General features: G+C 61.7%; 19 protein-coding genes. 8 read left to right on the forward strand and 11 right to left on the reverse strand.

The features are described 5' to 3' along the window. The first annotated feature begins 62 nt into the window (after nucleotides 1-62). From HU144_RS00855 to HU144_RS00870, 4 genes are read left to right on the forward strand one after another with little or no spacing between them, the layout of a single operon-like run. Nucleotides 63-1919 (forward strand): hypothetical protein, encoded by a 1857-nt coding sequence (locus HU144_RS00855; protein ID WP_235349707.1) that lies wholly within the window; start codon nucleotides 63-65, stop codon nucleotides 1917-1919. Continuing rightward, entirely contained in the window at nucleotides 1916-2512 is a 597-nt protein-coding gene (locus HU144_RS00860; RefSeq protein WP_235349708.1) for a hypothetical protein, read from the forward strand. Before HU144_RS00855 ends, HU144_RS00860 begins: the two co-directional genes overlap by 4 nt. Beyond that, the gene (locus HU144_RS00865) at nucleotides 2509-7086 is read left to right on the forward strand and encodes a glycosyltransferase (RefSeq protein WP_235349709.1); all 4578 of its coding nucleotides are present in this window, start codon (nucleotides 2509-2511) and stop codon (nucleotides 7084-7086) included. The genes HU144_RS00860 and HU144_RS00865 overlap by 4 nt, the downstream gene beginning before the upstream one ends. After that, nucleotides 7083-9269 (forward strand): hypothetical protein, encoded by a 2187-nt coding sequence (locus tag HU144_RS00870; RefSeq protein ID WP_235349710.1) that lies wholly within the window; start codon nucleotides 7083-7085, stop codon nucleotides 9267-9269. Before HU144_RS00865 ends, HU144_RS00870 begins: the two co-directional genes overlap by 4 nt. Before the next feature lie 18 nt (nucleotides 9270-9287). On the opposite strand, the gene wecB is transcribed toward HU144_RS00870, so the two are convergent. Continuing rightward, nucleotides 9288-10448: a non-hydrolyzing UDP-N-acetylglucosamine 2-epimerase gene (wecB, locus tag HU144_RS00875; protein ID WP_235349711.1), complete on the reverse strand. Its 1161-nt coding sequence runs from the start codon at nucleotides 10446-10448 to the stop codon at nucleotides 9288-9290. A gap of 239 nt (nucleotides 10449-10687) precedes the next feature. On the opposite strand from wecB, the gene wecC reads away from it, so the two are divergent. Then, on the forward strand, nucleotides 10688-11947 hold the full coding sequence (wecC, locus tag HU144_RS00880; protein WP_235349712.1) for a UDP-N-acetyl-D-mannosamine dehydrogenase: 1260 nt from the start codon (nucleotides 10688-10690) through the stop codon (nucleotides 11945-11947). 73 nt (nucleotides 11948-12020) lie between these two features. On the opposite strand, the gene HU144_RS00885 is transcribed toward wecC, so the two are convergent. From HU144_RS00885 to HU144_RS00905, 5 genes are all read right to left on the reverse strand, one after another. Further along, entirely contained in the window at nucleotides 12021-12836 is an 816-nt protein-coding gene (locus HU144_RS00885) for an ABC transporter ATP-binding protein (RefSeq protein WP_235349713.1), read from the reverse strand. Then, the gene (locus HU144_RS00890; RefSeq protein ID WP_235349714.1) at nucleotides 12829-13680 is read right to left on the reverse strand and encodes an ABC transporter permease; all 852 of its coding nucleotides are present in this window, start codon (nucleotides 13678-13680) and stop codon (nucleotides 12829-12831) included. Before HU144_RS00890 ends, HU144_RS00885 begins: the two co-directional genes overlap by 8 nt. Before the next feature lie 75 nt (nucleotides 13681-13755). Then, nucleotides 13756-14988, reverse strand: a complete 1233-nt coding sequence (locus HU144_RS00895) for an FAD-dependent oxidoreductase (protein WP_235349715.1) — start codon at nucleotides 14986-14988, stop codon at nucleotides 13756-13758. Between the two features lie 135 nt (nucleotides 14989-15123). Then, nucleotides 15124-15609: a pyridoxamine 5'-phosphate oxidase family protein gene (locus HU144_RS00900; protein WP_235349716.1), complete on the reverse strand. Its 486-nt coding sequence runs from the start codon at nucleotides 15607-15609 to the stop codon at nucleotides 15124-15126. 63 nt (nucleotides 15610-15672) lie between these two features. Further along, nucleotides 15673-15927 (reverse strand): hypothetical protein, encoded by a 255-nt coding sequence (locus HU144_RS00905; RefSeq protein WP_235349717.1) that lies wholly within the window; start codon nucleotides 15925-15927, stop codon nucleotides 15673-15675. Between the two features lie 182 nt (nucleotides 15928-16109). Between HU144_RS00905 and HU144_RS00910 the strand changes: the two genes are divergently transcribed. Beyond that, nucleotides 16110-16436: a rhodanese-like domain-containing protein gene (locus tag HU144_RS00910; protein ID WP_235349718.1), complete on the forward strand. Its 327-nt coding sequence runs from the start codon at nucleotides 16110-16112 to the stop codon at nucleotides 16434-16436. Between the two features lie 27 nt (nucleotides 16437-16463). Here HU144_RS00910 and HU144_RS00915 read toward each other — a convergent pair whose 3' ends face one another. From HU144_RS00915 to glsA, 4 genes are all read right to left on the reverse strand, one after another. Next, the gene (locus HU144_RS00915) at nucleotides 16464-16805 is read right to left on the reverse strand and encodes a cupin domain-containing protein (RefSeq protein WP_235349719.1); all 342 of its coding nucleotides are present in this window, start codon (nucleotides 16803-16805) and stop codon (nucleotides 16464-16466) included. Then, on the reverse strand, nucleotides 16802-17092 hold the full coding sequence (locus HU144_RS00920; protein ID WP_235349720.1) for a DUF4287 domain-containing protein: 291 nt from the start codon (nucleotides 17090-17092) through the stop codon (nucleotides 16802-16804). Before HU144_RS00920 ends, HU144_RS00915 begins: the two co-directional genes overlap by 4 nt. 108 nt (nucleotides 17093-17200) lie before the next feature. Next, the gene (locus tag HU144_RS00925) at nucleotides 17201-18823 is read right to left on the reverse strand and encodes an MFS transporter (protein ID WP_235349721.1); all 1623 of its coding nucleotides are present in this window, start codon (nucleotides 18821-18823) and stop codon (nucleotides 17201-17203) included. A gap of 11 nt (nucleotides 18824-18834) precedes the next feature. Continuing rightward, nucleotides 18835-19845, reverse strand: coding sequence for a glutaminase A (glsA, locus tag HU144_RS00930; RefSeq protein ID WP_442862637.1), 1011 nt, complete (start codon nucleotides 19843-19845; stop codon nucleotides 18835-18837). 186 nt (nucleotides 19846-20031) lie between these two features. Between glsA and pgm the strand changes: the two genes are divergently transcribed. Next, nucleotides 20032-21672 (forward strand): phosphoglucomutase (alpha-D-glucose-1,6-bisphosphate-dependent), encoded by a 1641-nt coding sequence (pgm, locus tag HU144_RS00935; RefSeq protein ID WP_235349722.1) that lies wholly within the window; start codon nucleotides 20032-20034, stop codon nucleotides 21670-21672. A 28-nt stretch (nucleotides 21673-21700) separates the two neighbouring features. Here the strand turns inward: pgm and fdxA are convergent, their stop codons facing one another. Then, nucleotides 21701-22033, reverse strand: a complete 333-nt coding sequence (gene fdxA, locus HU144_RS00940) for a ferredoxin (protein WP_009884581.1) — start codon at nucleotides 22031-22033, stop codon at nucleotides 21701-21703. Between the two features lie 502 nt (nucleotides 22034-22535). Here fdxA and HU144_RS00945 point away from each other — a divergent pair. Then, nucleotides 22536-22994: a hypothetical protein gene (locus HU144_RS00945; protein ID WP_096159397.1), complete on the forward strand. Its 459-nt coding sequence runs from the start codon at nucleotides 22536-22538 to the stop codon at nucleotides 22992-22994. Nucleotides 22995-23039: the final 45 nt, after the last annotated feature.

A 23039-nucleotide genomic window follows, 5' to 3' on the forward strand; every position in this document is an offset into this window, starting at 1 on the left:
TGTCACAGACTTTGCCTGTTCCGGTGAAAGACGGCGATGAGGAGCCACGGGAGTGCTGGGATGTGAACTTCGCATCCTCTGCCCTTGCGCGCGTCGACGGTGCACACGAAGACGAGCCGACTGCTTCGTTCATGCGCGGACGAACAGAGTTCGTACTGCCTAAGGCCCCGGTGACACGGCAAGAGCTTTTCGACCTTGTACGTTCCTCCGACTCCGCCCGACTCCGTCTGCCACACGATCTTTCGTTCCCGGACAAGGCAGACGAGGACGGCGAACACAGCCTCAGGGCCTGGACGTATGCGCTGGTGAGTCGAGTCATCGAGACGACGGGCCCTGCCTTGAGCAAAGAAGCCGATCGGCAGACTCCGCCACTCGTCGCCACAGAGCCGGCGGATGCTCCGACGCTCGTTAGCATCGAATCCCATGCCTCTGCCGCTGTGGCTGCGGTGGACGGCATCCATCGTGCAGTTGCCTCGGTCAGCGGTGCAGACGCTGCTGCAGTGGCCCTCTTCACTGCAGACGCCCTGGAGTCGACGGCGAGAATCTATGGCTGTGGAGGGACGGTTCGGAGACGACTCTGTGATGCGCTCACCTTTGCCGGAGCAGGTTTCGAGTTCCCCTGGAATGAGATCAGATCGGATGCCGAGTCACTGGCAATCCTGTACAACTTCTCACCGTTCCAAGACACCGGTTCAACTGTCGCATCGAAGCGCTTGCGAATGTTCTCCGAATCATTCGACGTCATCGCGTGCTCATTCCTCCAGCACAAGAAACAGGATCCGACGGTCGAGTCGATTTCGCGCCCTTACGTTGTGTCCAAGGAATTCCTGCCGCTGACACCCTCGTGGGCGTCGTGGGCGTCGTTCCGAGCCTTTGCCGAACGGGCCGCAGCTGCGGCCGGCGAGCGCGTGCGGACCCGCACGGACTACCGACGGCTGTACACGCGTGCCATGTGGGCACCGGCGCTGTATGCGGGTGCCAGAGTGAAGTTCATGCAGCCGGATCTGCCGTGGACCGCGGAGTTCTCCGACCCTCTGTCGCTCGACGTCGAGGGCACCTCTCGAGGAGGAAGTCTGCCGCGAGATGCGTTCACCGCGCCCCTCATCGACGAATGGGAACGCGACTTCGGTCCCCTCGAGGAGCTCGACCTCACGATCTTCCGATTCGCCGAACTTCTGGTGTACGCATATGCGGACGAGATCATCTTCACGAACGAACACCAGCGCCTCGTCATGCTCGAATCGATTCGCCGCCCACAACTGCGGGAACGAGTCGCCTCAATATCGACCGTCTCGCACCACCCGACGCTCGATTCGGGATTCTACGATCTCGAACATGTCGACTACCCGCTCGATGACGATCACCTTCACCTCGGGTACTTCGGAGAGTTCTACACCGCGCGAGGAATCACCGAGATCACCGATGCCCTGCGTTCTCTGCCCGAATCCGTCCGGGCACGTGCTCGTCTTCACGTCTTCACGAACTACATCCCCGAATCCGCCGGAGGTGTGAAGCCGGCAAGCTTCTCCCGCAGCCAGTTCGACCTGCTTGTACAGCGAACACTCGACGGGGTCGGGATCAGCGGGGTCGAGGACCTGGTCGTCTTCAACAACTCGTTGCCCTATCTGAGGTTTCTCGCTGTGACCCAGAAACTCGACTACCTCATTGTCACCGATGCACAATCAGGAACCGGACATTCAGTCAATCCCTATCTGCCGTCGAAGTGGAGCGACTACCTCGGATCCGCGGCGCGGGTGTGGGCCCTCGTCGAACAGGAAAGTGTGCTTTCAACGATGGACCTCGATGTCCGGACACCGATCGGCGACACTCATGCGGCCCGCGCAGCGATTTGGACCATGGGGGAAGAGAAGTTCGGTCCGGCGGCCACGATACCGCTCTCAAACGGTGACGTCTTATGAGCACGAGTCCCATGAGAACGACCGTCGAAACCGGCCCTCCGGACAACAGAGGAGCCGCTCTGACCGTCATCGGTCGCGCGGCAACACCTCCCGTGCCAGAGGCTGCGGATGGACTCAGCCTCGGTCGGCTCACCCACTCGACGCCGACCGTGGATCCGGGGTCCGCACTGATCGTCGGAACTCTAGAACTCGCACGTGACGTGCTCACGATTCGACCGGCCGTTGTGGGAATGCCGGGAATTCTCGCCGAGATGGCTTCGCTACCTGAGATCGACCTCCTCATCATCGACGCGGTCGCCTTCAGCCACGGGCCCTGGCTCGGTGCCGACGACCATCAGTCCCGTCACCTCGCCGAGGAGATCTTCGAAGCAGGCAGACTGCTTCGTGCACGCGGAGATCAAACATGGTTCGTTCCGAGCGGAACCCGCTTGGGAACGATGGGTGACCGGGTGCTGTCGACGTGTACGGCGAACTTCGCCGAGGTCTCCGAGGCTGACATCGAAGAAGGAGCGAATCAGTCGCCATTGTGGTCGCTCCTGGTGGACCTGGCGACGGGCGAGAACCCGCGCCGAAGTACTAAAGGAAATCGATGAAGGCCGGAACGCCGACGGCCCTCCTGGCCTGTGACATCCGATATGACGCCGATCCGTTGGGACAGGCGTGGATGGACTCCCTCGTCGCAGCACTGGTCGCCCGCGGGTGGGTCGTTCATGTGCTCGTACGGGAAGTCGACGCCGCGATCGACTATGAAAACATCCGGCGAGCTGGCGGGCAGATCGTCTCCCCGGGGGATGTCCCGGCCGACCATCGCGATGAACACGGTCACGCACCGCGCTTCCGAGCGCGCACGATCGTTCGCTCCACCGCCGAGCTCACCCCCGACATCGTCGTGGTGCAAGGGCGCACCCTCAGCCGTTTCGTCGCTGGGTCGGGACACATCGACACGCGCTTATGGACGATTCCCCTGGATCATCCTTATACCGGCGGACGGTTCGACCACGCAGACTTCTCTGATCTCGCGACGATCGCCAAAACGTCGAATCGAATACTCGTCGCGGACGAGATCCAACGATCGACATTGGACTCCGAGTTTCCCGCTGCGTCCTCGAAGGTACGAATTCTTCCCCTGTTCGGGCAACTCTCCCATTCAATCGAATCGACAGACCTCAGCGAGGCAGCGGCACTGCACATCCATGAGGGACTGTTTGCTGATCATGACGTCGAAGCATTCGAGCACCTCGGCTTCGCGCTTCGCGAACGTCGTCAGATTCCTCGCATCCACATACACGACGATCCGTCCGCCGCGGGACTACCAACCGCTTCGAACCCCGGCAGCGCACAATCGTACGGCCTTGCTGGGATTCTCAGAACACTCCCCGGCGTTGTTTCCTCAAATGCCGGGGCCGCCAGCGGATCGCTCGTCCTTCCCAGCGATCCCATGGCCCGACACTACGGACTTCTCCTGGCTCAAGCTCAGGGACGGTCGACGACCGATCTCGATCGGGTCGGCGGGTCTGCTTCGACTGGCATGGTTTCGAATGGCCCGGTTTCGAGCTGCCCGGATTCGAGCGAAGTGGTGTCGGCTGATCTGGTGCCCGAGGATTCCCGCCCATCGCTTGATCCAATGGATGAAGCCGCGGTCGAACCCATCACAGCGGTGAACAGTCGACCGCTGAAAATGGTCATCGCCGGAAGCGACTTCAAATTCGCCGGTGACCTCGTCGAGACGTTCCTCTCCGATCCCAGCTTCGATGTCCGATTCGATCTCTTTGACCACCATTCACACCCGCAGCCGAAGAAGAGCCGGCCCTACGTGGAATGGGCCGAGGTCATCCTGGCCGAGTTCGCGGTGTACAACGCGATCTGGTATTCGCAGAATTTGGCCTCCCACCAAACGCTGATCGTTCATCTGCACGGATTCGAACTGAACTCGGACTGGATCACGGAGCTCGACATCGACAGAGTCGCTGCCGTCGTCGTGCCCTCAGAGTTCTACCGCCGGCGAGCACATGAGCTGAGAGGGTGGCCGCTCGACAAGCTGGTCGTCATTCCGAACTCGGTGAATCCCTTCGACCTCGTTCGTCCCAAACACGACGACGCACGCTTCCACCTCGGCCTGGTCGGAATGGTTCCGATTCTCAAACGACCCGATCGTGCGCTTGACCTCTTGGAGCGTCTCACGGCAACCGATGACCGCTATATCCTGCACATCCGCGGGCACGCTCCTTGGAACTATTCGTGGGAATGGAAGAAGGCCGCCCACCAAGACGCCTATCGCGACTTCTACACGCGCCTCGGTCGACGACCCGAACTCCAGCGTGCGATTGCGTTCGAACCATTCGCGCCCGACATGGGCAACTGGTTGCGCAAGATCGGCTGGATCCTCTCCCCCAGCAGTCGAGAAACCTTCCACCTCGCTGCCATCGAAGGGGCGACATCGGGGGCAGTGCCTCTGGCATGGGAACGAGAGGGCGCTCAGGAGATCATCGGCGAGGAATGGACGTTTGCATCAACAGACGAGATCTATGAGTACATCCTCGCCCACAATGACACCGCGGAGGGGCATTCCGCAGCGGCCGGACGAGCACAGAAGCACGCCGAACGGTATCGCTCCGACACGGTCGGACACCGCTGGCGATCTGTGGTTTACGAGACCTTCAGCGGAGCCGCGAGAACCACCGCGGCTTCTGTTCCCAGCGGTGTCACGGGGAGTGTCTTCAGCGAGGTCGACGCCCTGGTCGCTGCCGGAGAGTTCGACGAAGCCAAAGGTGCTCTGGACAGAAACATTCAGATCACGAAGAACGATGCGTCGAAGCTCAAGGACCTGGAGCTGTTCGTCCGCGGGTTGCTCGCGCTCGATACTCGGCGCACCGAACTGCTGCCCCCAAACAGTCCAACGTGTCAGTGCGCGCGTACATCACAGCACGGACGGGGCACCGAGACCTACGTTCTCATCTCTGCGCTGGCCACCGGCTCCAGCGGCTCCAGCGGCTCGTCCCTCGTCACCGATCCCACTGTCGTGCCTGAGTCTCTAGGCATCGTTCCGTTCGGATACACGGGTGAGAGGCTCGCTGACGACGTTCCTGTCGCCGCGTACCGAACTGCAGCCGGCACTGCTCGCTCGGCAACGGCACACTCGGGTCCGATCGTCACCGATGTCTTGGAAGACCATCGTGATGCCTATGTGGCTGTGCGCCACGGTCTGCGCTTCGACAGGTGGGTCGAAGCGGTCGCCTCCGAACTGCGCGACCACCTGGGCCGATTCGAATCGAGCCAGGTACTTATCGAGGGGCCGTGGCATACCGCCCTGCCCGCCGCGATTGCGGCAGTTCGAATGGGACGACGCTTCGTCTGGGCACCGCCGGTCGAGTCGACGAAGAACGCAGTCGAAGCGATCAGCTCGAACCCCTACACGGGCGACATCAGAGCGCAGTTCATCGGTCTGCTCATTTCTCGCGCGGCAGCGGTGCTCGTTCCCGAAGCGCAAGTAAGTGTTGAGGAACCGTCAGTTCTGCACCTACAGATCCGCAATCGTGTCGACGTGTCAGCTGTTCGCCGGGAAGGCGTTGCCTCTGCCGACACAGTGCGGTTCGACTCCCGCACTGTGGACCAGATCGAGGAGCTCTCCGCGTCGCTGAATGGTTCTCATCCTCTCGGCGCGCTGAACTCTCCGATGCCGTCACCTGCCGGTGGCGACCGAACCCTGCGCCTGGCGGTTCTGGCCGATGAGCGATTCGTTCACCGCCTCAACTCCGCAGACGAAATGGTCGAGGCGATGTCGTTGAACTCGCCAGATGACCTTGATCCGTCGTTCGACGCACTGATCGTCGACGACAGTGCACTGGCCGAACCCCATACAATGCCTGGAACCAGCACTCTCACACAGCGGATCCGCAGCCTGTTCGATCTGGCGCGTTCTTTAGGTGTCCTCGGGATCTTCAACAGCGAGTCCAATGTCGGCGGTGAACGCTCGGCAACCACGGTCGCAGAGAAGGCCGATGCCCTGACAGGAACGCGCGCCTTGTTCGCTCTCGAACTTTTGGCGCGCAATCCGAATTCGATCACCCGTGTCGGCTCCTCCTCACTCATGACCAGCAACGGTCCTGAACTCCGTGCGGCCCTGGCCGCCGTCGGGGTGGGAACTCTCGGTTCTGATCTCGAGCGCAGCCAGCCAACCGGGCAGAGTGTGGATGGTGTTCGGGTCGATCCGGCCCGCTTGCGGATCAGCGCCTCCGACGGGGTCTCATTGGTCGTCGCCACCAGGCTCGGTGCTCAACGACTGCCGACCATGTTGGCCTCGGTTGCTGCACAGACGATGCATCCGTCCCGAATGGAACTGGTGATCGTTCACAACGGGCCCGAGGATGGGACTCGTTCGGTGGTGGAGGCGTTTGCCGAGGCGAATCCGAAACTGACTGTCCGGTATGCGCACTCCGATATCGAAGGGGCATCACCAGCACGCAATCTGGGTCTTGAACTGATCACTCGGGACTATGTGACGTTTGTCGACGATGATGACGAGATCGAGCGCAACTATGTCCTCAACATGTGGCTGTCGGCCGGCGATGACCTCGTCGTCGCAGCCCCGCTGCGCGACGTCACCGCGGAGGGGATCTCATTGACAGATCTCCCGAACAACCGCCGATTGGCCAATCTCTCCGGCCGACGGATCGGTCTCAACCGAGCCTCCGGCCTGCTGGGCCTGAACGCATGCAAGCTCATTCCTTCCCGCGTCGCACGGTCGATCCAGTATCCGACAGGTCTGCGCAGCGGAGAAGATGTCGCCTATATGAGCCAGCTCCTTCTGCATGACCTCGAACTCGTTCCTGCCGATACGGCACCCGACTCCGCGTATGTTCGGCACATGCGACCCGATTCGGTCTCGAGAAGAGAACTCACCCGGGACTTCGCCGTCGACCAGCGCCTCGGCGTCATCACCCAGCTAGAGAAGGTCCGAGCTGGCGGACCGACGACGATTACCGGCTGCATCCGCGCGCTGCAGATGGACCAGCTCAGCTTCATCGCACGCTATCTCACTGAGAACCCTCACGAAGGTGAGGACGTCATCGGCCGTGTGCTTCACTCCGGAGTGCCGACCTCGCAGCTCGCAGGACGATACAAATCGATGCATTCTTTGGCCCTGAAGATCGAGAGCTCCCCCGCATGACTGACAACCTCATCGAGCAGAAGCTGAAGCATCGTGGAGTCGTTCTCACCCTTGCCATGGATTCTCGCCGACCTGCACGAACCACTTCTCCGTCGTCGGGCAACAGGGAGTACCGGGCTGTCTACGGGCGGGGTGTGCTGTGGACCGACTCCGCGGTCATCTCCCTCGACCACGGCCTGCCGGACGGCATGAGAAGCCAAGCAGTCCGTCACCAATCCGGGCAGTGGTTCCTTCTCTTCCACCGTGCCAGCGATGACAGTTACCGGATCATCACCGATCCCCTCGGCTACCATCGCCTGTACTACTCCTCATTTCGCCGAGGCGATGATCAGATCGTCGTCATCGGGGACAATCAGACCTCCGTTGTCGGCGAACTCCGACGCCTCGGCCGCCCGGTCAACATCGACTGGCCCATCGCGGCCTCACACCTGCTGAGCACACACACGATGATGCAGAGCAGCTTCTCGCACCGCACCATGTACGCCGGGGTCCGATCGCTTCCTGCAGGTGCCGAGCTGGTCGTCGACCATGCCGGTGCGAAAGAGGAGCACAAGCATCTGTTCTCCGCCGCCTCCGATGCAGGCTACGACGACCTGCTGGAGGCAGGAATCGCGCGAGCGCAGGCGCAGATCCGGCTGCTTGCGGACAGCCAGGTGCCCGACAAGCGGCACGCGCTCTCCGGCGGCCGCGACTCACGAATGGCCATGGCGATGACGGTCTCTGCCGGAGTCCACCGCGAGTTCACCATGATGACTGCCGATCCGCGAAGAAGTCGGAATCCCAGCTCGCGAAAAGTGCTGGAACATGACCTCACCGTTGCATCCGAACTTCGTCGCCACCTCGGAATGCAGTGGTCTCGAGAGAGCGGAATCACAGGCGTCAGGCACGATGCCCACACGAGCTTGGACATCTTTCAAAGCCACGTTGCCGGGGCACGCTTCGCATGGGCGGGAAGCGGAGCAACCACGTGGCCCGATGCACTGCGGGTCGAAGTCCACGGAGGCTCCGGTGAACTGCTGAGACGGGCTTACCAGAATATGCGGGACCATCCATCGTTCGGCGCACTCGACGACCGTCCCGAGACCGTGGCAGTAGACGCGCGCGCACTTTTTCCCACTCTGGTCACACACCATGGATACCTGCCGCAGGACATGGCCGAAGAAGCCGCAGAGGCATTCGCCGACAGCCTGGATCGTGACGCGGATCTGCCCATGTCGGAGCAGCTGAATACGCATTACGCAGCGTTTCGCAACAGAGACCACTTCGGGCAGATCAATCAGCAATTCGCAAGGAATTCGTTAAAGCTCTATCCGCTTGCGCAGCCAGAGTTCCTTCAAGCCTCACGTCTCATCCACCCGGACGACCGGAACCGCGGAAGGGTCGCCTATGACATCATTCGGATGACCTATCCTCAGCTCAACGATTTCGCTTTCGACGACGGTCACTGGCCCGAACCGTTTCCGCTCACCGCACAGGTTCGCCGACACGGCACAGCGCCCTATGTCCCCACCGATCATCGGGACTTCTTCGAGGGGGAGGACCTTGATACCGCACTCAGAGCGGCCACGCCGCTTCTCTCCGATCCCAAGCACCCCATCGCGCCTTTCGACGGCACCAGTGCCGCGGCGTCATTGGCCGCGAGCTCGGCAAGTGAGCTGTCGGATCTTACTGACACACCATTGGAAAAACTGCATACACTCATTCCGACTCTCATCGCACAGGGGAGACTGGTCGCGGGAAATACGGCTGCCAAGTTGGAGTCAATGACGACAGTCTTCACCGGTCGCCATACCCCCTATGACTCGGTGCTGTTCGCTTCCGGTCTGCCCGCGAACGGTTCAGTTCTATCCGCTGTCGGGTCATGGCACTCGGCCCCCGCCCCACTGGTGAGAGTTGCGCACGATGAGCTTCTGGTATTCCACGTCGACCTCGAGACCCATACCGACGAGGCAGTCGTCACCATTCGCTGCAATTCTGCCGCTGCGAACTCGGTCGAATGGGCGGTCTACCTATATCAGGAACAGACCAAAATCGGCCAGAAATGGTATGACGATCGTCACTCTGCTCGATTCTCTTTAGCAGACGTGCCTGCCGAGACTCGAATCAGAGCACTCGTCTTCACCCGGGAGAAGGGACCGAGCAGTCGAGTGCATCGAAAGTTCAGCGCCTGGCGCACAATCTGACCAGAAGACTATAGACGTTCAGTCGTAGAGACTCGACGGGGCGAACTCGCCGATGCGCTCTCCGACCCCCAGCAGCTCTTCGATGGCGGCTACGGAACGTGCTGCCCCACGACCGTCACCGTAGGGGTTGACTGCTTTGGCCATGGAATCGTAGGCCAGGGAATCGTCGAAGAGTCGTGCCACCTCGGCGATGATGAGGTTCTTGTCGGTTCCGACCAGCTTCACGGAACCGGCGTCGACGGCTTCGGGGCGTTCGGTGTTCTCGCGCATGACGAGGACGGGCTTACCGAGACTTGGAGCCTCCTCCTGGATGCCGCCGGAGTCCGTGAGGACCACATCGGATGCGGCCATGACCGTGGTGAACTCACCGTAGGACAGTGGCTCCGTGACGAGGACATTACCGAACTTCTCGACTCGCGGAAGCACAGCTTCGCGCACAAGCGGGTTGCGGTGGGCGGGCAAAAGGATGAGGAGGTCGGGCCGCGCCTGTGCAAGTTCGGCCAGGGCATCGCCGATGTTCTCCATCGCCGAACCGAGGTTCTCCCGGCGGTGGGTGGTGACCAGCAGCTTCGGCCGATCGGCAACCACATAGTCCGCGACGATCGGGTCTGTCGGTGCCACGTTCATGTCCACGGCGAGGTGGAGTGCGTCGATGACGGTGTTGCCGGTGACGACAACGTCGGCGGGACTGATGCCCTCGGCGAGGAGATTGTCGCGCGAACGCGGAGTCGGGGCGAGGTGGAGTGCTGAGAGCTGGCTTGTCAGCTTACGGTTCGCTTCCTCGGGGAAGGGACTGTGGAGATTACCCGAGCGCAGACCTGCCTCGAGATGGATGACGGGGATGCCGCGGTTGAACGCCGCGATCGAGGCCCCCATCACCGTCGTCGTGTCGCCCTGGACGAGGACGGCATCCGGTGCGTTCTCTGCCAATGCGGTGTCGAGTTCTGCAATGACGCGCGAGGCGATGCCATTGAGCGTCTGGCCCTTCGACATGATGTTGAGGTCCGTGTCAGGCACGATGCCGAAGAGGTCGTTGACCTGGTCGAGCATCTCCCGGTGCTGGGCGGTGACAAGGGTGCGGGAGTGCAGGGAGCTGCTGGCGTCGATGCCACGGATGAGGGGTGCCACCTTGATGGCTTCCGGCCTGGTGCCGAAGACAGTGAGGACTGTGGGTGTCAAAAGCACTCCTGGTCAAGAGAACTGGGGGCGCCGTAGGGTTCACGGACGAATAGTCCTCATTATCCCATCACGTTTGTCGCACAATCTCGCAGTAATTATCGACCCTTTGCCGCTCGTTCACTCACTATTGTCCCGATCGCCACTCGAAGGGCCTTTCTGTCGACCATTCTGATGTAGTTGCCCGTTCTTCGATTCGGGTAACATCAGAATCTGTTAAGCAACAGTTTGGAGCACCATCCATGAACGCCATCGCCCTCAACAACCGCCCTTCGGTCGCAGTGATCGGTCTCGGTTACATCGGTCTGCCGACTGCCGCGGTCCTCGCCAGCTCTGGTGCGGATGTTGTGGGGGTGGATATCAACCAGGATGGCGTCGACGTCATCAACGCCGGCCAGGTGCCGTTCGTCGAACCCGATATGGCGACAACTGTTGCCGGTGTCGTCTCCCAGGGCTACCTCCAGGCGACGACGGTGACTCCGCATGCGGACAACTACATCGTTGCCGTCCCTACGCCGTTCACCGATGGCAAGAAGCCGGATCTGTCTTACATTGAGACAGCGGGCAAGCAGATCGCTCCGCTGCTGGAAGGCAATGAGCTCATCATCCTCGAATCGACGTCGCCTCCCGGTGCGACAGAGTTCCTCGCCGATACGATCTTCGCCGCCCGTCCGGACCTCACGCTCAAGCCTGGCAGCGCCCAGTCGATCTACTTCGCCCACTGCCCCGAACGGGTCCTGCCGGGGCGCATCATGATCGAGCTGCGCACCAACGACCGCATCGTGGGCACCCTCAACGGTGAGGCTGGGGAACGGGCGCGTGAACTCTACGAACTCTTCTGTGAGGGCGAGTTCCTCATGACAGATGCTCGGACGGCAGAGATGGCGAAGCTGACTGAGAATGCCTACCGCGACGTCAACATCGCCTTCGCCAACGAGCTGTCGATGATCTCGGATGGCCTCGACATCAACGTCTGGGAACTCATCCGACTGGCCAACCACCACCCTCGGGTGAACATTCTGCAACCCGGTCCCGGAGTTGGTGGCCACTGCATCGCCGTCGACCCGTGGTTCATCGTGGCCACCGATCCTGAACGCTCCTCCCTGATCAGGACCGCGCGCGAGGTCAATGACGCCAAGCCCGGCTTCGTCCTCGACAAACTCCTCCCCCAGGCCAAGCGCATCAACGATGTGCAGATAGCAGCACTGGGGCTGGCGTTCAAACCAAATATCGACGATCTGCGGGAGAGCCCGGCCCGGCAGATCGTGGGTCAGCTTGCGGACGAGCTCCCGCAGGCGAACATCATGGCCGTCGAACCCAACATCGACGAGCTTCCTTCCGAGTTGGATGCGCGTGAGAATGTGACGCTGACGGAGATGAACGAGGCCGTTCGTGCCGCCGATATCGTGTTGCTGCTCGTCGATCACAACGAGTTCGTTCGCCTGGATCGGACGCTGCTGGCGCAGAAGATCGTGCATGACACCCGCGGAGTGTGGAGCTGAGGAACTCAACCACACCATACGCAGAACGGGCGCTCGGTCATCGACCGGGCGCCCGTTGGCTTACATACGGAGGTCAGTCCTTCTGCGACTTTGTGAACGCCTGGTATTCCTTGATGACGTCCGCCGCCGGACCGTCGGAACGCAGGACACCCTGCTCGATCCACAGCGCACGGTTGCACGTGTCCTTGATCGTGCGCATCGAGTGCGAAACGAGGAAGACCGTACCGGCGTTTTCTCTGATCGCACGGATTCGGCCCTCGGAACGATCGCGGAACTTCTTGTCACCGACGTTAAGTGCCTCATCGACGATGAGGATCTCGTGCTGGACCGAAGTCGCGATGGCGAACTTCAGTCTCTGGGACATGCCCGAGGAATAGGTGCGCATCGGCAGATCGATGAAATCGCTCAGTCCGGTGAACTCGACGATCTCGTCGAACTTCTCCTCCACCTCGGGGCGGGTCAGCCCCAGTGCCAGGGAACCGAGAACAATATTGCGCGCACCGGAGAGATCAGGAATCAACGCTGCTCCGACGCCGAGGAGGTTCGGCCTCGAGGTCGCGTAGATCGCGCCTTCCGAAGTGGGCGTCAGTCCCGTGATGGAACGCATCAGCGTGGACTTGCCGGAACCGTTGGAGCCGATGACACCGATGGATTCGTTCTTGTGGGCGACGAAGCTGACGCCCTTGAGGGCATGGACCTCGCGAAGTCCGCGCCGCTTTGTCATCACGTCTTTGCTGCCGAGCTTGAGCTTCTTGCCCGTCGCCAAGGTCTTGTAGCGGACGTGAACGTCGTCGCAGACCACAACGGGCGGATGGTTCTTCGTCACGTCGGGAAGACTGCCGGTGTCGTAGACAACGTCATTGGATTCGAGAGCGTCATTGTCACTCATCGCGACCGAACCTCTCCTCGGCCTGCCAGAAGAAGACGAAGCCGATGATGAAGATGCCGAAGGCCCAGATGGCCAGGTGCCAGAAGTAGTCGTAGGGGATGACGCCATCCTTCATGAGGATTCCACGAGCAATAGCCAACACGTTGTTCAACGGCTGCCAATCGGCGTAGGGCTGCAGAGCGGGGTTGATCTTCTCAACCATGACCTTGAGGTCGAAGAAGACACCGGAAGTGTAGAAGATCATCCGCGAAATGAAGGGAGTGACCTGGGAGAGGTCACGGAAATGGACAGTAGCGCGGGCGAAGATGAAGGCCACGCCCTGGTTGAAGATCCAGAACAGGATGACGAGTGGGATGAAGAGGAACCAGTCCCAGCTGGGCCTCGCCCCCCACAGCATGACAAGGAGTGCCATGAAGATGAAGGTGGGGATGAAGTTCAGCAGGTTCTGAAACACTGTGGCAATGGGCAGAACGATGCGCGGGAACGGCAGAGACTGCACAAGGGATGCGTTCGAGATGATCGACTTCGCACCGCCGTTCATCGAGGTGTTGAAGAACTCGAGGACGAAGACGCCGATGATGACGAAGGGCGCGAAGTCGTCCGGACGCGCGGTGGCGCCCCTCATGATGAAGCCGAAGACCGTGCCGTAGATGAGCGCCGAGAACGCTGGACGCAGGAGCACCCAGAGCATTCCGAGGCGGTTGCGTTCGTTCTCACTCTGCATCCGGTACTTGGCGAGAGTGTAGGTGAAGTCGCTGCGAGTGATCAGCTGCTTGATGTACTGAGGCAGTGACGGCCGACCGCCGACTCTTTCGAGCCCATGCTCCTCAGCTAGCTTAGCCATATCCATGTACAGAAATTTCTCTCGTCGGCGACTGGGGCGAACACAGGAAGTCTACGTGATGAGGGTGGCCGATTCTCACAGTCGGCTATGAGCCTTGAAGTCGAAATCAGGGTCGTCGATCTGGGCCCGAGTCGGAATGTTATTACCTGCCAGTATTCGACGGGCGGCTGCCTGCATGGGCGGCCAGTTGAGAGTCTCGACACCGACGAGGCGGGCATCTGGGCCAGATCCATCGAAGTGGAAGACCTGGAATTTCTTGCCGCTCGGATCGTGTCTGATGATCGCTTCGGTAGCATCGGTGCTGGTCAGGCCTGCAGTGAAGACCTTTTCTGGGCCTTGGAAGCTCCAGTGCCACGGGATATCAGACCAGGGTTCGGCTTTGCCGTCCTCGTCGGTACTCAGCAGTTCGGCGAGGTATTTGCCGTGGCTTTCGGCCACCGGTTCGCAAGCCCAGGGATGGTCAAGGGCGAAGGTACCGTCGGCGATCTGCGCACAATCACCTGCCGCCCAGACACCTGGGTGAGATGTTGCCAACTTCTCATTCACCTCCCACGCCTCGGCGGGTCGGAGGCCATCGATGGGAATGAGGGCTGGACGGGCTCCGACACTAGTGACGAACAGGTTGTGAACGTCTGCCGGGATCTCGTCCGGGCTGCTGGTGTGGGCAATGAACGTCACACCGGCTTCTTTGTGCTTCTCAAACAGTGCCCTGCGCACTGGGGCAGATAGTTGTTTTCGCAGAGGTTCGTCGCCGCGCAGGTAGACGGTGGCTTCATGTCCGGCGGCGACCGCCGAGGCCGCCACTTCCATTCCCAGGTACCCGGAGCCCAGGACGCCGACGTTGAGCGGGGCACCGGATTCGGCGACGAACTCACGGATCCATTCGGCCTCGGCCAGGTTGTACACGGGCAGGGCATCCGGGTAGCCGGGGATGTCCGGCCGGTTCGCCTCCATGCCCGTAGCGAGGATGCAGTGGGTGAAGTCCAGAGTCTCCCCCGACGCCAAGTGGACGGTGCCGGCTACTGGGGTGTCTACGGTGGGACTGGCCTGCTGGGAGTGGGCCGCCGCCTCGGCGAGGGTGATCTCTGTGGCCTTGTCACGAACGAAGGTGATGAACTCACCGGCCTCCAGGTGGAAAGGCAGGTGATACCGGGAGTCGTCGAAGAGGTGTTTCGACAGTGGCGGTCGTTCGCTGGTCTCCCCCGCTGCCGGGTCGACGAGTGTGACCGCCTGGCCGCGTTCGCTGAGCTCCCGGGCGGCGGTGGTTCCGGCCAGCCCTGCACCTATGATGACGATCTTCTTTGCCATGTCTCCATGCTAGTCCGAGACAGCGGCTATGCGAGTTTTGTCGCTTTGGGGCGGACCATCACAAGGGGACATCATGAAACAGCCCCGCCGATGGTCGGCAGGGCTGTTTCCGCAGCGGCAGGGTGCTATCAAGCGTCACAGTTGCGTGGTTGCGCTGCCTCCACCGGTGCGATCGCCTGAAACCTTGGCCTTGGCGATCTGCGCAAGCGCGGAGACCTTCCCGCCCTTGAGGCCCCAATGCTGGGCGGAGTCTCCAGTGACCTTGATGAGTCCGAGACTCGGATCGTTGCGACCGCCCTCGAACCACGCAGCCGTCTCGTCATTCCACAGCTCGTCCATCTTGCTTTGGTCGTCGATGAACTCGACTCTGCCGGAGACCGAGAGCCAATTGCCCGCCTCGGCGACGGTAATATTGACCTGCGGGTTCTGGAGGAGTGCGACCGCCTGGTCTCCCTTCATGCCGAGGAAGAACCACACATCCGCATCGTCGGTGACCTGCTGGGGCACCATCGGATGCGCGAGCAGCTTGCCGTCGTCAAGGGCGGTCGTGAGCATCACGTACCCGCTGTCGCGGAGGATCTTCACGACGTCAGCCTGTTCCAGATTCTCAGTGTGTGTCATTGTTCGCTCCTATCGGTGTGCGTCGAACGATGTGTGCTGAGGTCAGCCTGCAGTCATCGGACCTCAGGACTCGTCATCTTGGGCTGCGGATTCATCGATGGCGGTGTGGGACCCATCGGGATTGCGATAGAGGGTCACTCCTTCGCCTTCGGCGGCGTCTTGGGCACGGTCCTCGACGTTGTCTTCGGTGTATCCGACCTTGGCATGGGAATCCATTTCGGAGGTCCCACCTAAAGGCTCAGTCGCCTCATCCAACTTTGCTGCGACATCGCGCGCTTTGTTCTCTGCGCCCGACTCGTCGCGTTGTTCTCTGGTCATGATCTCTTCCCTTCGCCGACGATTCCCAATGCGGTTGTACGGTCATTCTCACATGGGTCTCCACCTGACAACAGCCCCCTTGACCGGTCGCGGCTCACGCTGTCAGCGGCGGACCACCTCGGCGAGCAATCCTGACCGGGAGCATGGTGCATGAGGAACTGGCCCATGTTTAGACTGTGGGCATGGATGAAGAATCAGTCTCCGTGACAGAGATCCCCGATGGCGCTGCCATCATCGACGTTCGTGAGGACGACGAATGGGAGGCCGGGCACATCGAGGGCGCGCTGCACGTGCCGCTGGGCGAACTGCCCACCCGGCTCGACGATCTCCCCCTCGATGACGACATGTACGTCATCTGCCGCACCGGTGGACGCTCCCACCGCGCAGTCGCCTGGCTGACGAACAACGGCTTCGACGCCTATAACGTCACCGGCGGCATGGGTTCCTGGAACCTCGACCACGGCAAGCCGATCGTGTCCGAAAACGGCGAGGAGCCGTGGGTGAAGTAGACGCCACTCGGTTGAGGAGCGCCTCAGCTATCCGGCGATGAACTCCTGGATGATCTCCGGAGATGCGTGAATGCACAACATCTGCAGGTTGTCGCCTCCTAAGCTGCGGAAGCGGTGAACAGTCTCCGCCACAACGGTGACGATATTTCCTGCATGAGCCTCAAAAGTCTCATTGTCAGCCTCGATACGCGCCTCGCCGGCCAGTACCACCCATGTCTCCGTGTACGGATGCCAGTGCAGATCAGGGCCCTTCCCTGCCTGCACATCGACCCAGAAGAAGGAGATATCGGCCCCGTGCTCGGCGCCGATGAATTTCGCTGTCGCTGACCCGGGCAGCAGCGTCTGATTGCGGTCGGTGATCGTGATCATGCCGGTCTGCTCGCTTTGCCATCGAGCCAGAGGGTGTCCGATTCGTCGTTGTGGGCCCCCTCGGTGCCGACATGCTTGCTGTCGATCTGCGGCCCCTTCTTGATGACGTGGACCAACGCCATGCCATGTCCGCGGCCGAGCCCGTAATCAGTCTTGAGCCAATCGAGGATCACCCCGGCCTTCACCGCAGGATCGTCATAGCCGTGAGTCTTGGCGATGTCGATGAGTTCGCGTGGGGTCAGCCCCGTCTTGTCTTCGATGGTGTCGAGATAGGCCTGGAAAGACATGTCGTTGTCCTTTTATCGTCGCAGCGCCGGGCCCCAATGCTCGGCATGCGTGTGTCTGAATAGTACGGCCAGCCGGTGGTGCCAGTCCATGGGCGCGAATTCGAAGGGCTACTTCGTCGGATCCGGGATCTCATCGGGACGATACTTCGGCAGCCGCGAGGCCGGCAGGGCCGCGACGAGACTGATGCCCGCGAGGATGAGAAACCCGATCTTGAGAGTACGCAGGCGCTGATCGGCATTGAGCTCCACGGCCTGCTCGACCTGAGCCGGCGTCGCCGTAGTCTCGGAGAGAACGTCTTCGAGTTCGTCGTTGCTGATGAAGTTGATGTTGTCGAGGTCGACCTGGGCGACGATGTCATCGGGCAGGCCGGCATGGTCGTCGACGGCGTTCATGATTCCCGCGCTCAACACAGTCACCAGCACGGCCCCCATCATCGCCGTGCCCACTGCCGAGGCGAGGTTCTGGGCGGTGCCGCGGATGGAGCCGACGTCGCCGGCCAGATGCTTCGGTGCTGCGGTGACGAGGACGTTGAACACGAGGGTGACGAGAGCGCCTTGACCGATGCCGAAGACGATGAGTCCGAGGATCGTCGGCAGCGTCTCCCAGTTGTTCGTGACCACGAAGGCCAGCCACACCAGTGCCACGGTGGTCAGGCCGAAGGAGAAGAGGGCGATCGTGCGCGGTGAGTAGTGCTTGTAGAAGCGGACGATCAAGGTTGCTGTGACGAAGACGGTGAGGTTGAACGGAAGCATCGCCAACGACGTGTCGAAGGGGGTTCGGCCCTGCACCACCTGAATGTAGGTGGGGACAGTGAAGTTCACCGACGCCTCCATCGCGACGATGACGAACATCGCATACACGGCGGCTCGCTCCGTGGGCCTCGAGAGCACACTGATGTCGACCAGCGGAATCTTGCCATTGGCGATGCGCCTGCGTGTCCACATGAAGAACGCCTGGCCGAGGACGACTCCGACGATGACGAAGACCGGTGCCGGTGACAGACCCGCAATGGAGAACGGGGCGCCGTCCTCGGCGCGGATGATGCCCCAGGCGTTGAGATTGTTGAATCCCATGGTCAGCAGCACGATCGCAGCCCCGATGAGCACCGAGGCGACGAGGTCGATGCGGATGCTGGGATCGCCCTTGTCCGAACGCAGTTTGAAGCTCAGGGCGAAGACGATGGCTGCCAGACCGAGGGTGATGAAGAAGATGGGCCGCCATCCGACCAGAGTGCCCAGCGTGCCGCCGATGAGGAAGGCGCTCATACCCGAGAACGCACGCGCCGACCCCAGCGAACCCACTGCAGCCGCCTGCTGTGACCCCCGATAGTTCTCCGCGATGAGCGCCACCAGGGCCGGAACGATGATGGCAGCGGCAGCACCGGCGAGGATCTGCCCGCCGATCACCCACGCCACTGTGCGCGAGAAGATCATCAGCAGCGACGATGCCGCGAAGACGATGAGCACGACCCTGAAGATGATGACCCAGCCGATACGCTGCCCGAGCTTCGCACCCGTCATCACCAGCGCTGCGACGGCGAGGCCGTAGACGACGATCGTCGACGAGGCGACGGTGGGCGCCACCCCGAAGTCCTCGACCATCCCGCCCAGAGAGATCGGGAGGGCAGACACGTTGAAGGACATGAGCACCTGGGCGAGGAACAACCCGATCATCGGCGTCCAGGATGCACGAACCTCGGCGTGGTCGGTCGGTTCGGCCGGGGCAGTCATAGTGATTCCTTTCAGCGCTGAAGTGAAGCGGATGCTGGGGTGGATGCGAAGAGATTGAGACCCAAGGCTCGGGAGAGGTCGAAGCAGACTCGTTGGCCGCGGACGCTGTTGCCGGCGGAGTCGAGCCGGGGTGAGAACGTACCGAGCGCACCCTTGCCCGGAGCGATGGCGACGATTCCGCCGGCGACTCCCGATTTGGCCGGCAGCCCGATCTCGAAGAGCCATTCACCGCTGTTCTCATACATTCCGCACGAAGCCAGCAATGCGAGGGTGTCACGGGCCACCTCGGCGGAGACCACGCGTTCGCCGGTCACCGGGTTCACTCCCCCATCTGCCAGAGTCGAACCCATCACCGCGAGATCGTGTGCGCTCACCGACAGTGAACACTGGCGGGTGTAGATGTCGACGCTGTCCAGAGGATCAGTGATGATCCTCCCGTAGCTCTCGAGCAGTCGGGCGAGCGCCTTGTTTCGCTGGTTGCTCTCGATCTCGGAGCGGTAGACCCGCCCGTCGAGCTCGAGATTTCGTCCTGCGAACCGGGAGAGACCGCTGCGGATGGTCTCCCACTTCTCTGCCGGAGTCTCACCGGTCACCAGAGCCGTTGTGGCGATCGCCCCGGCATTGACCATCGAATTCATCGGATGCCCATCATTGAGTTCGATGGCCATCACCGAGTTGAAGGGCAGTCCCGTGTTGTTGACCCCGATGCGCTCGTGGACGAATTCATGACTGCGGGCCTGGCAGACGAGGGCGAAGACGAAGGCCTTCGAGATCGACTGAATGGAGAAGGTCACGTCGATGTCGCCTGCCTCATGGGCGCGGCCGGCGATATCGATGAAGCTGAGGCCGAACCAGGTGGGATCCGCCTCGGCGAGGATGGGGATGTAGTCGGCGATCTCGCCGTCGTCGAGGTCACGGTAACGGTGATGAGCCTCGGCGAGGATCCGGGCCGTTGCAGAAGGGCCGGGCAGCTCGCCGGTGTAAGCGCGCTGCTCGGGTCCTGCGGGTTCGCCTTCGAACACTGTCGACCGCCTCCTCACGAACAGGGATTGTTGCCACAGATCGCCACTTTCAGCCTAATCTCCTGCACATGTCCTGGATAGGTGCCGACTGCGATTTTCCGGCGACGATGGACCCTCCCCGTCCACGATGCAAGAACTGGAGGCTCAGGACTGTGTGCATCGGTTCGGGTTTGGCATTGTAGAAGTATGACTACTCGCGCCGGCCAGCTGGCCCAGGACAGGGATCTCGTCGATATCTCCGCACTTCTTGATTCGTATTACGATCTCGTCCCCGATTCCTCCGTGCCCGCGCAGGCCGTGAGCTTCGGGACCTCGGGACACCGCGGGTCAAGCTTCAACCGCGCATTCAACGAAGCCCACATCGCAGCGATCACCGCCGCCATCGTCGACTTCCGCAAGAAACAGGGCATCTACGGGCCCGTCTACTTGGGCCGTGACACCCATGCGCTGAGCGAACCCGCGTTCCTCACCGTGCTCGAGGTCCTTGCCGCCGCTGAGGTGCCCGCGCTCATCGATGAGCGTGACGGCTTCACTCCCACGCCGGTGCTCTCCCACGCGATCCTCGGCTTCAACGCGGGCAAGACCGCAACGGATGCGCAGGCCGACGGCATCATCGTCACCCCAAGCCACAATCCACCCTCCGACGGCGGCATCAAATACAACCCACCGCACGGTGGACCGGCCGGCTCAGAGACGACGACGTGGATCGCCGACCGTGCGAACTCCTACCTCGAAGCAGGATGGGAGAAGATTCCACGCACCGGGTTCCAACGGGCCTTCCACCTGGAGAACACCGAGAACTTCGACTTCATCTCCAACTACACCGAGGACCTCGAGTCAGTCATCGACCTCGATGTCATCCGCAGCTCCGACATCCACATCGGTGCTGATCCTCTGGGCGGGGCCAGCGTCGACTACTGGGCCGCAATCGCCGAGGACTTCGACCTCAACCTCACCGTCGTCCATCCCGAGATCGACCCCACCTGGTCATTCATGACCCTGGACTGGGACGAGAGCATCCGCATGGACTGCTCCTCGCCCTACGCGATGGCCGGGCTCATCGCCTCCCGCAACGACTTCGACATCGCCACAGGCAATGACGCCGATGCCGACCGCCACGGCATCGTCACCCCCGACGCCGGGCTGATGAACCCCAACCACTATCTGGCGACCGCGATCGACTACCTGCTCGACAACCGGCCAGAATGGTCCTCCAGCGCCGGCATCGGCAAGACCCTGGTCACCTCCTCGATCGTCGACCGCATCGTCTCCGCCCACGACCGGCCGCTGTTCGAAGTTCCCGTCGGCTTCAAGTGGTTCGTCCCCGGACTCCTCGACTCGACACTGGCCTTCGGCGGTGAGGAATCTGCAGGTGCCTCATTCCTGCGCCGCAACGGCAAGGTCTGGTCGACAGACAAGGACGGCATCATCATGGCTCTGCTGGCCGCTGAGATGACCGCGAAGACCGGACAGACTCCATCCCAGCGCTATGCGGGACTGGCTGCGAACTTCGGCACCAGCGCCTACGCCCGCCAGGACGCCCCGGCCACCCGGGAGCAGAAGGCGAAACTGGGAGCACTCGACGCCTCCCAGGTGAAGGCGAAGACCGTCGGCGGTGAACCGGTGACCTCAACACTTACCTCGGCGCCGGGAAACAATGCCCCCATCGGCGGGCTCAAGGTCACGACCGAGAACTCCTGGTTCGCGGTGCGACCCTCCGGCACGGAGGACGTGTACAAGATCTACGCCGAGTCCCTGCGCGATGAGGACCATCTGCGGGCCGTCCAGCACGACGCTCGGACATTGGTGGATGGGGTGCTGGAGTAGCCCGAAGCGGCTCCCAGCCACCAGCTGGTTACAGCTCGACGTCCTGATTCTGAGGCGGCAGGGCGGCGATGGCTGGGTGGTCCCGGCCGGTGTTGCCCAGGGCTGCAGCGCCTCCCGGCGAACCGAGCTCGTCGAAGAAGTCCACGTTATAGGTGTAGTAGTCCGCCCATTCCTCCGGGACATCGTCTTCATAGAAGATCGCCTCGACGGGGCAGACCGGTTCGCAGGCACCGCAGTCGATACATTCGTCGGGATGGATGTAGAGACTGCGTTCACCTTCGTAGATGCAATCGACAGGACATTCGTCGACACACGACTTGTCCTTGACATCGATGCACGGCTGCGCGATCACGTAGGTCATGCGGGCCTCCGCTCTCTGCTCGGATCGTCCACTTCCTCCAAGTGACGAATGGGATGAATCTCAGAGCCCACTCTAGGCCTTCGAGCCCAGTCTTCATATGGCCCGGATCACGTCCGACGAGAACGAAGAACCACCTCGGCGAGGTCCGGTCACGATTGGGTTTCACTGTGCAGACGAAAACGTAGCAAACAGCGCTCTGCAACAACCGTGTGTCACAGTCTGGTCGACACCGCCAAGCAGTCGTTCGCACCGCGTCATCAGGCAATATTCGTTGTCGTATGGATCCTATGGATTCCGCGCGCTTGCGCGACCGCCGCAGGATTGCAGACAGCTCGTCTCCAGGCTGTGACCCTCTCCGAGTTTTCTCCCAGGCAGTGTGGTCCTGACTTCAAGTCCGACCGCAATACTGGCAGGCGTCGATGAGGTGTCACCGCTCCGGTGACCACACTCACCGCAGGCATCACACAGCGAAGACGCCCCTCGAAGAAGAAGGATCGACACTATGAAGACCACCATCCGCAATCGCGCAGCAGCTCTGGGAATCACCGCCGTCGCCGGCCTCGCAGGAATCGGCCTGGCCAGTGGCCCCGCACTGGCAGCACCCGCACCCGCAGCGGTTACGAGCACAGCCGCCGACGTCGCACCGCAATCGGTTCACTATCCCACCGACACCGGCATCTACGCCGATGAGCTCGTCAGAGCCTGGGGTGCAGACAACTCGGAGCGGGTCGAAGCCTTTGCCTCACCGCAGGTCGTCGAGGCTCTGAACGAGCACGGCTCGAAGAATGCAACACATTGGGTGAGGACGGGCGGCGACGGAGCTGCGGGCACCATCTATTCGGATTATGAGAACACCGTGACGGGAGAGACCATGTCCGTCGGTGTCGCCAACGAAGAGGTGTCGAACGGCGGCGAATGGGGCGCACCCCACGGAGTCCACAAGGTCCAGTTCGGCAACTGAGGCGACATCACCCGATACGGGTGCGAAGAACCCCGCCCCTGAGAA

Source organism: Brevibacterium sp. UCMA 11752 (genome assembly GCF_021532235.1).
Lineage (GTDB): Bacteria > Actinomycetota > Actinomycetes > Actinomycetales > Brevibacteriaceae > Brevibacterium > Brevibacterium antiquum.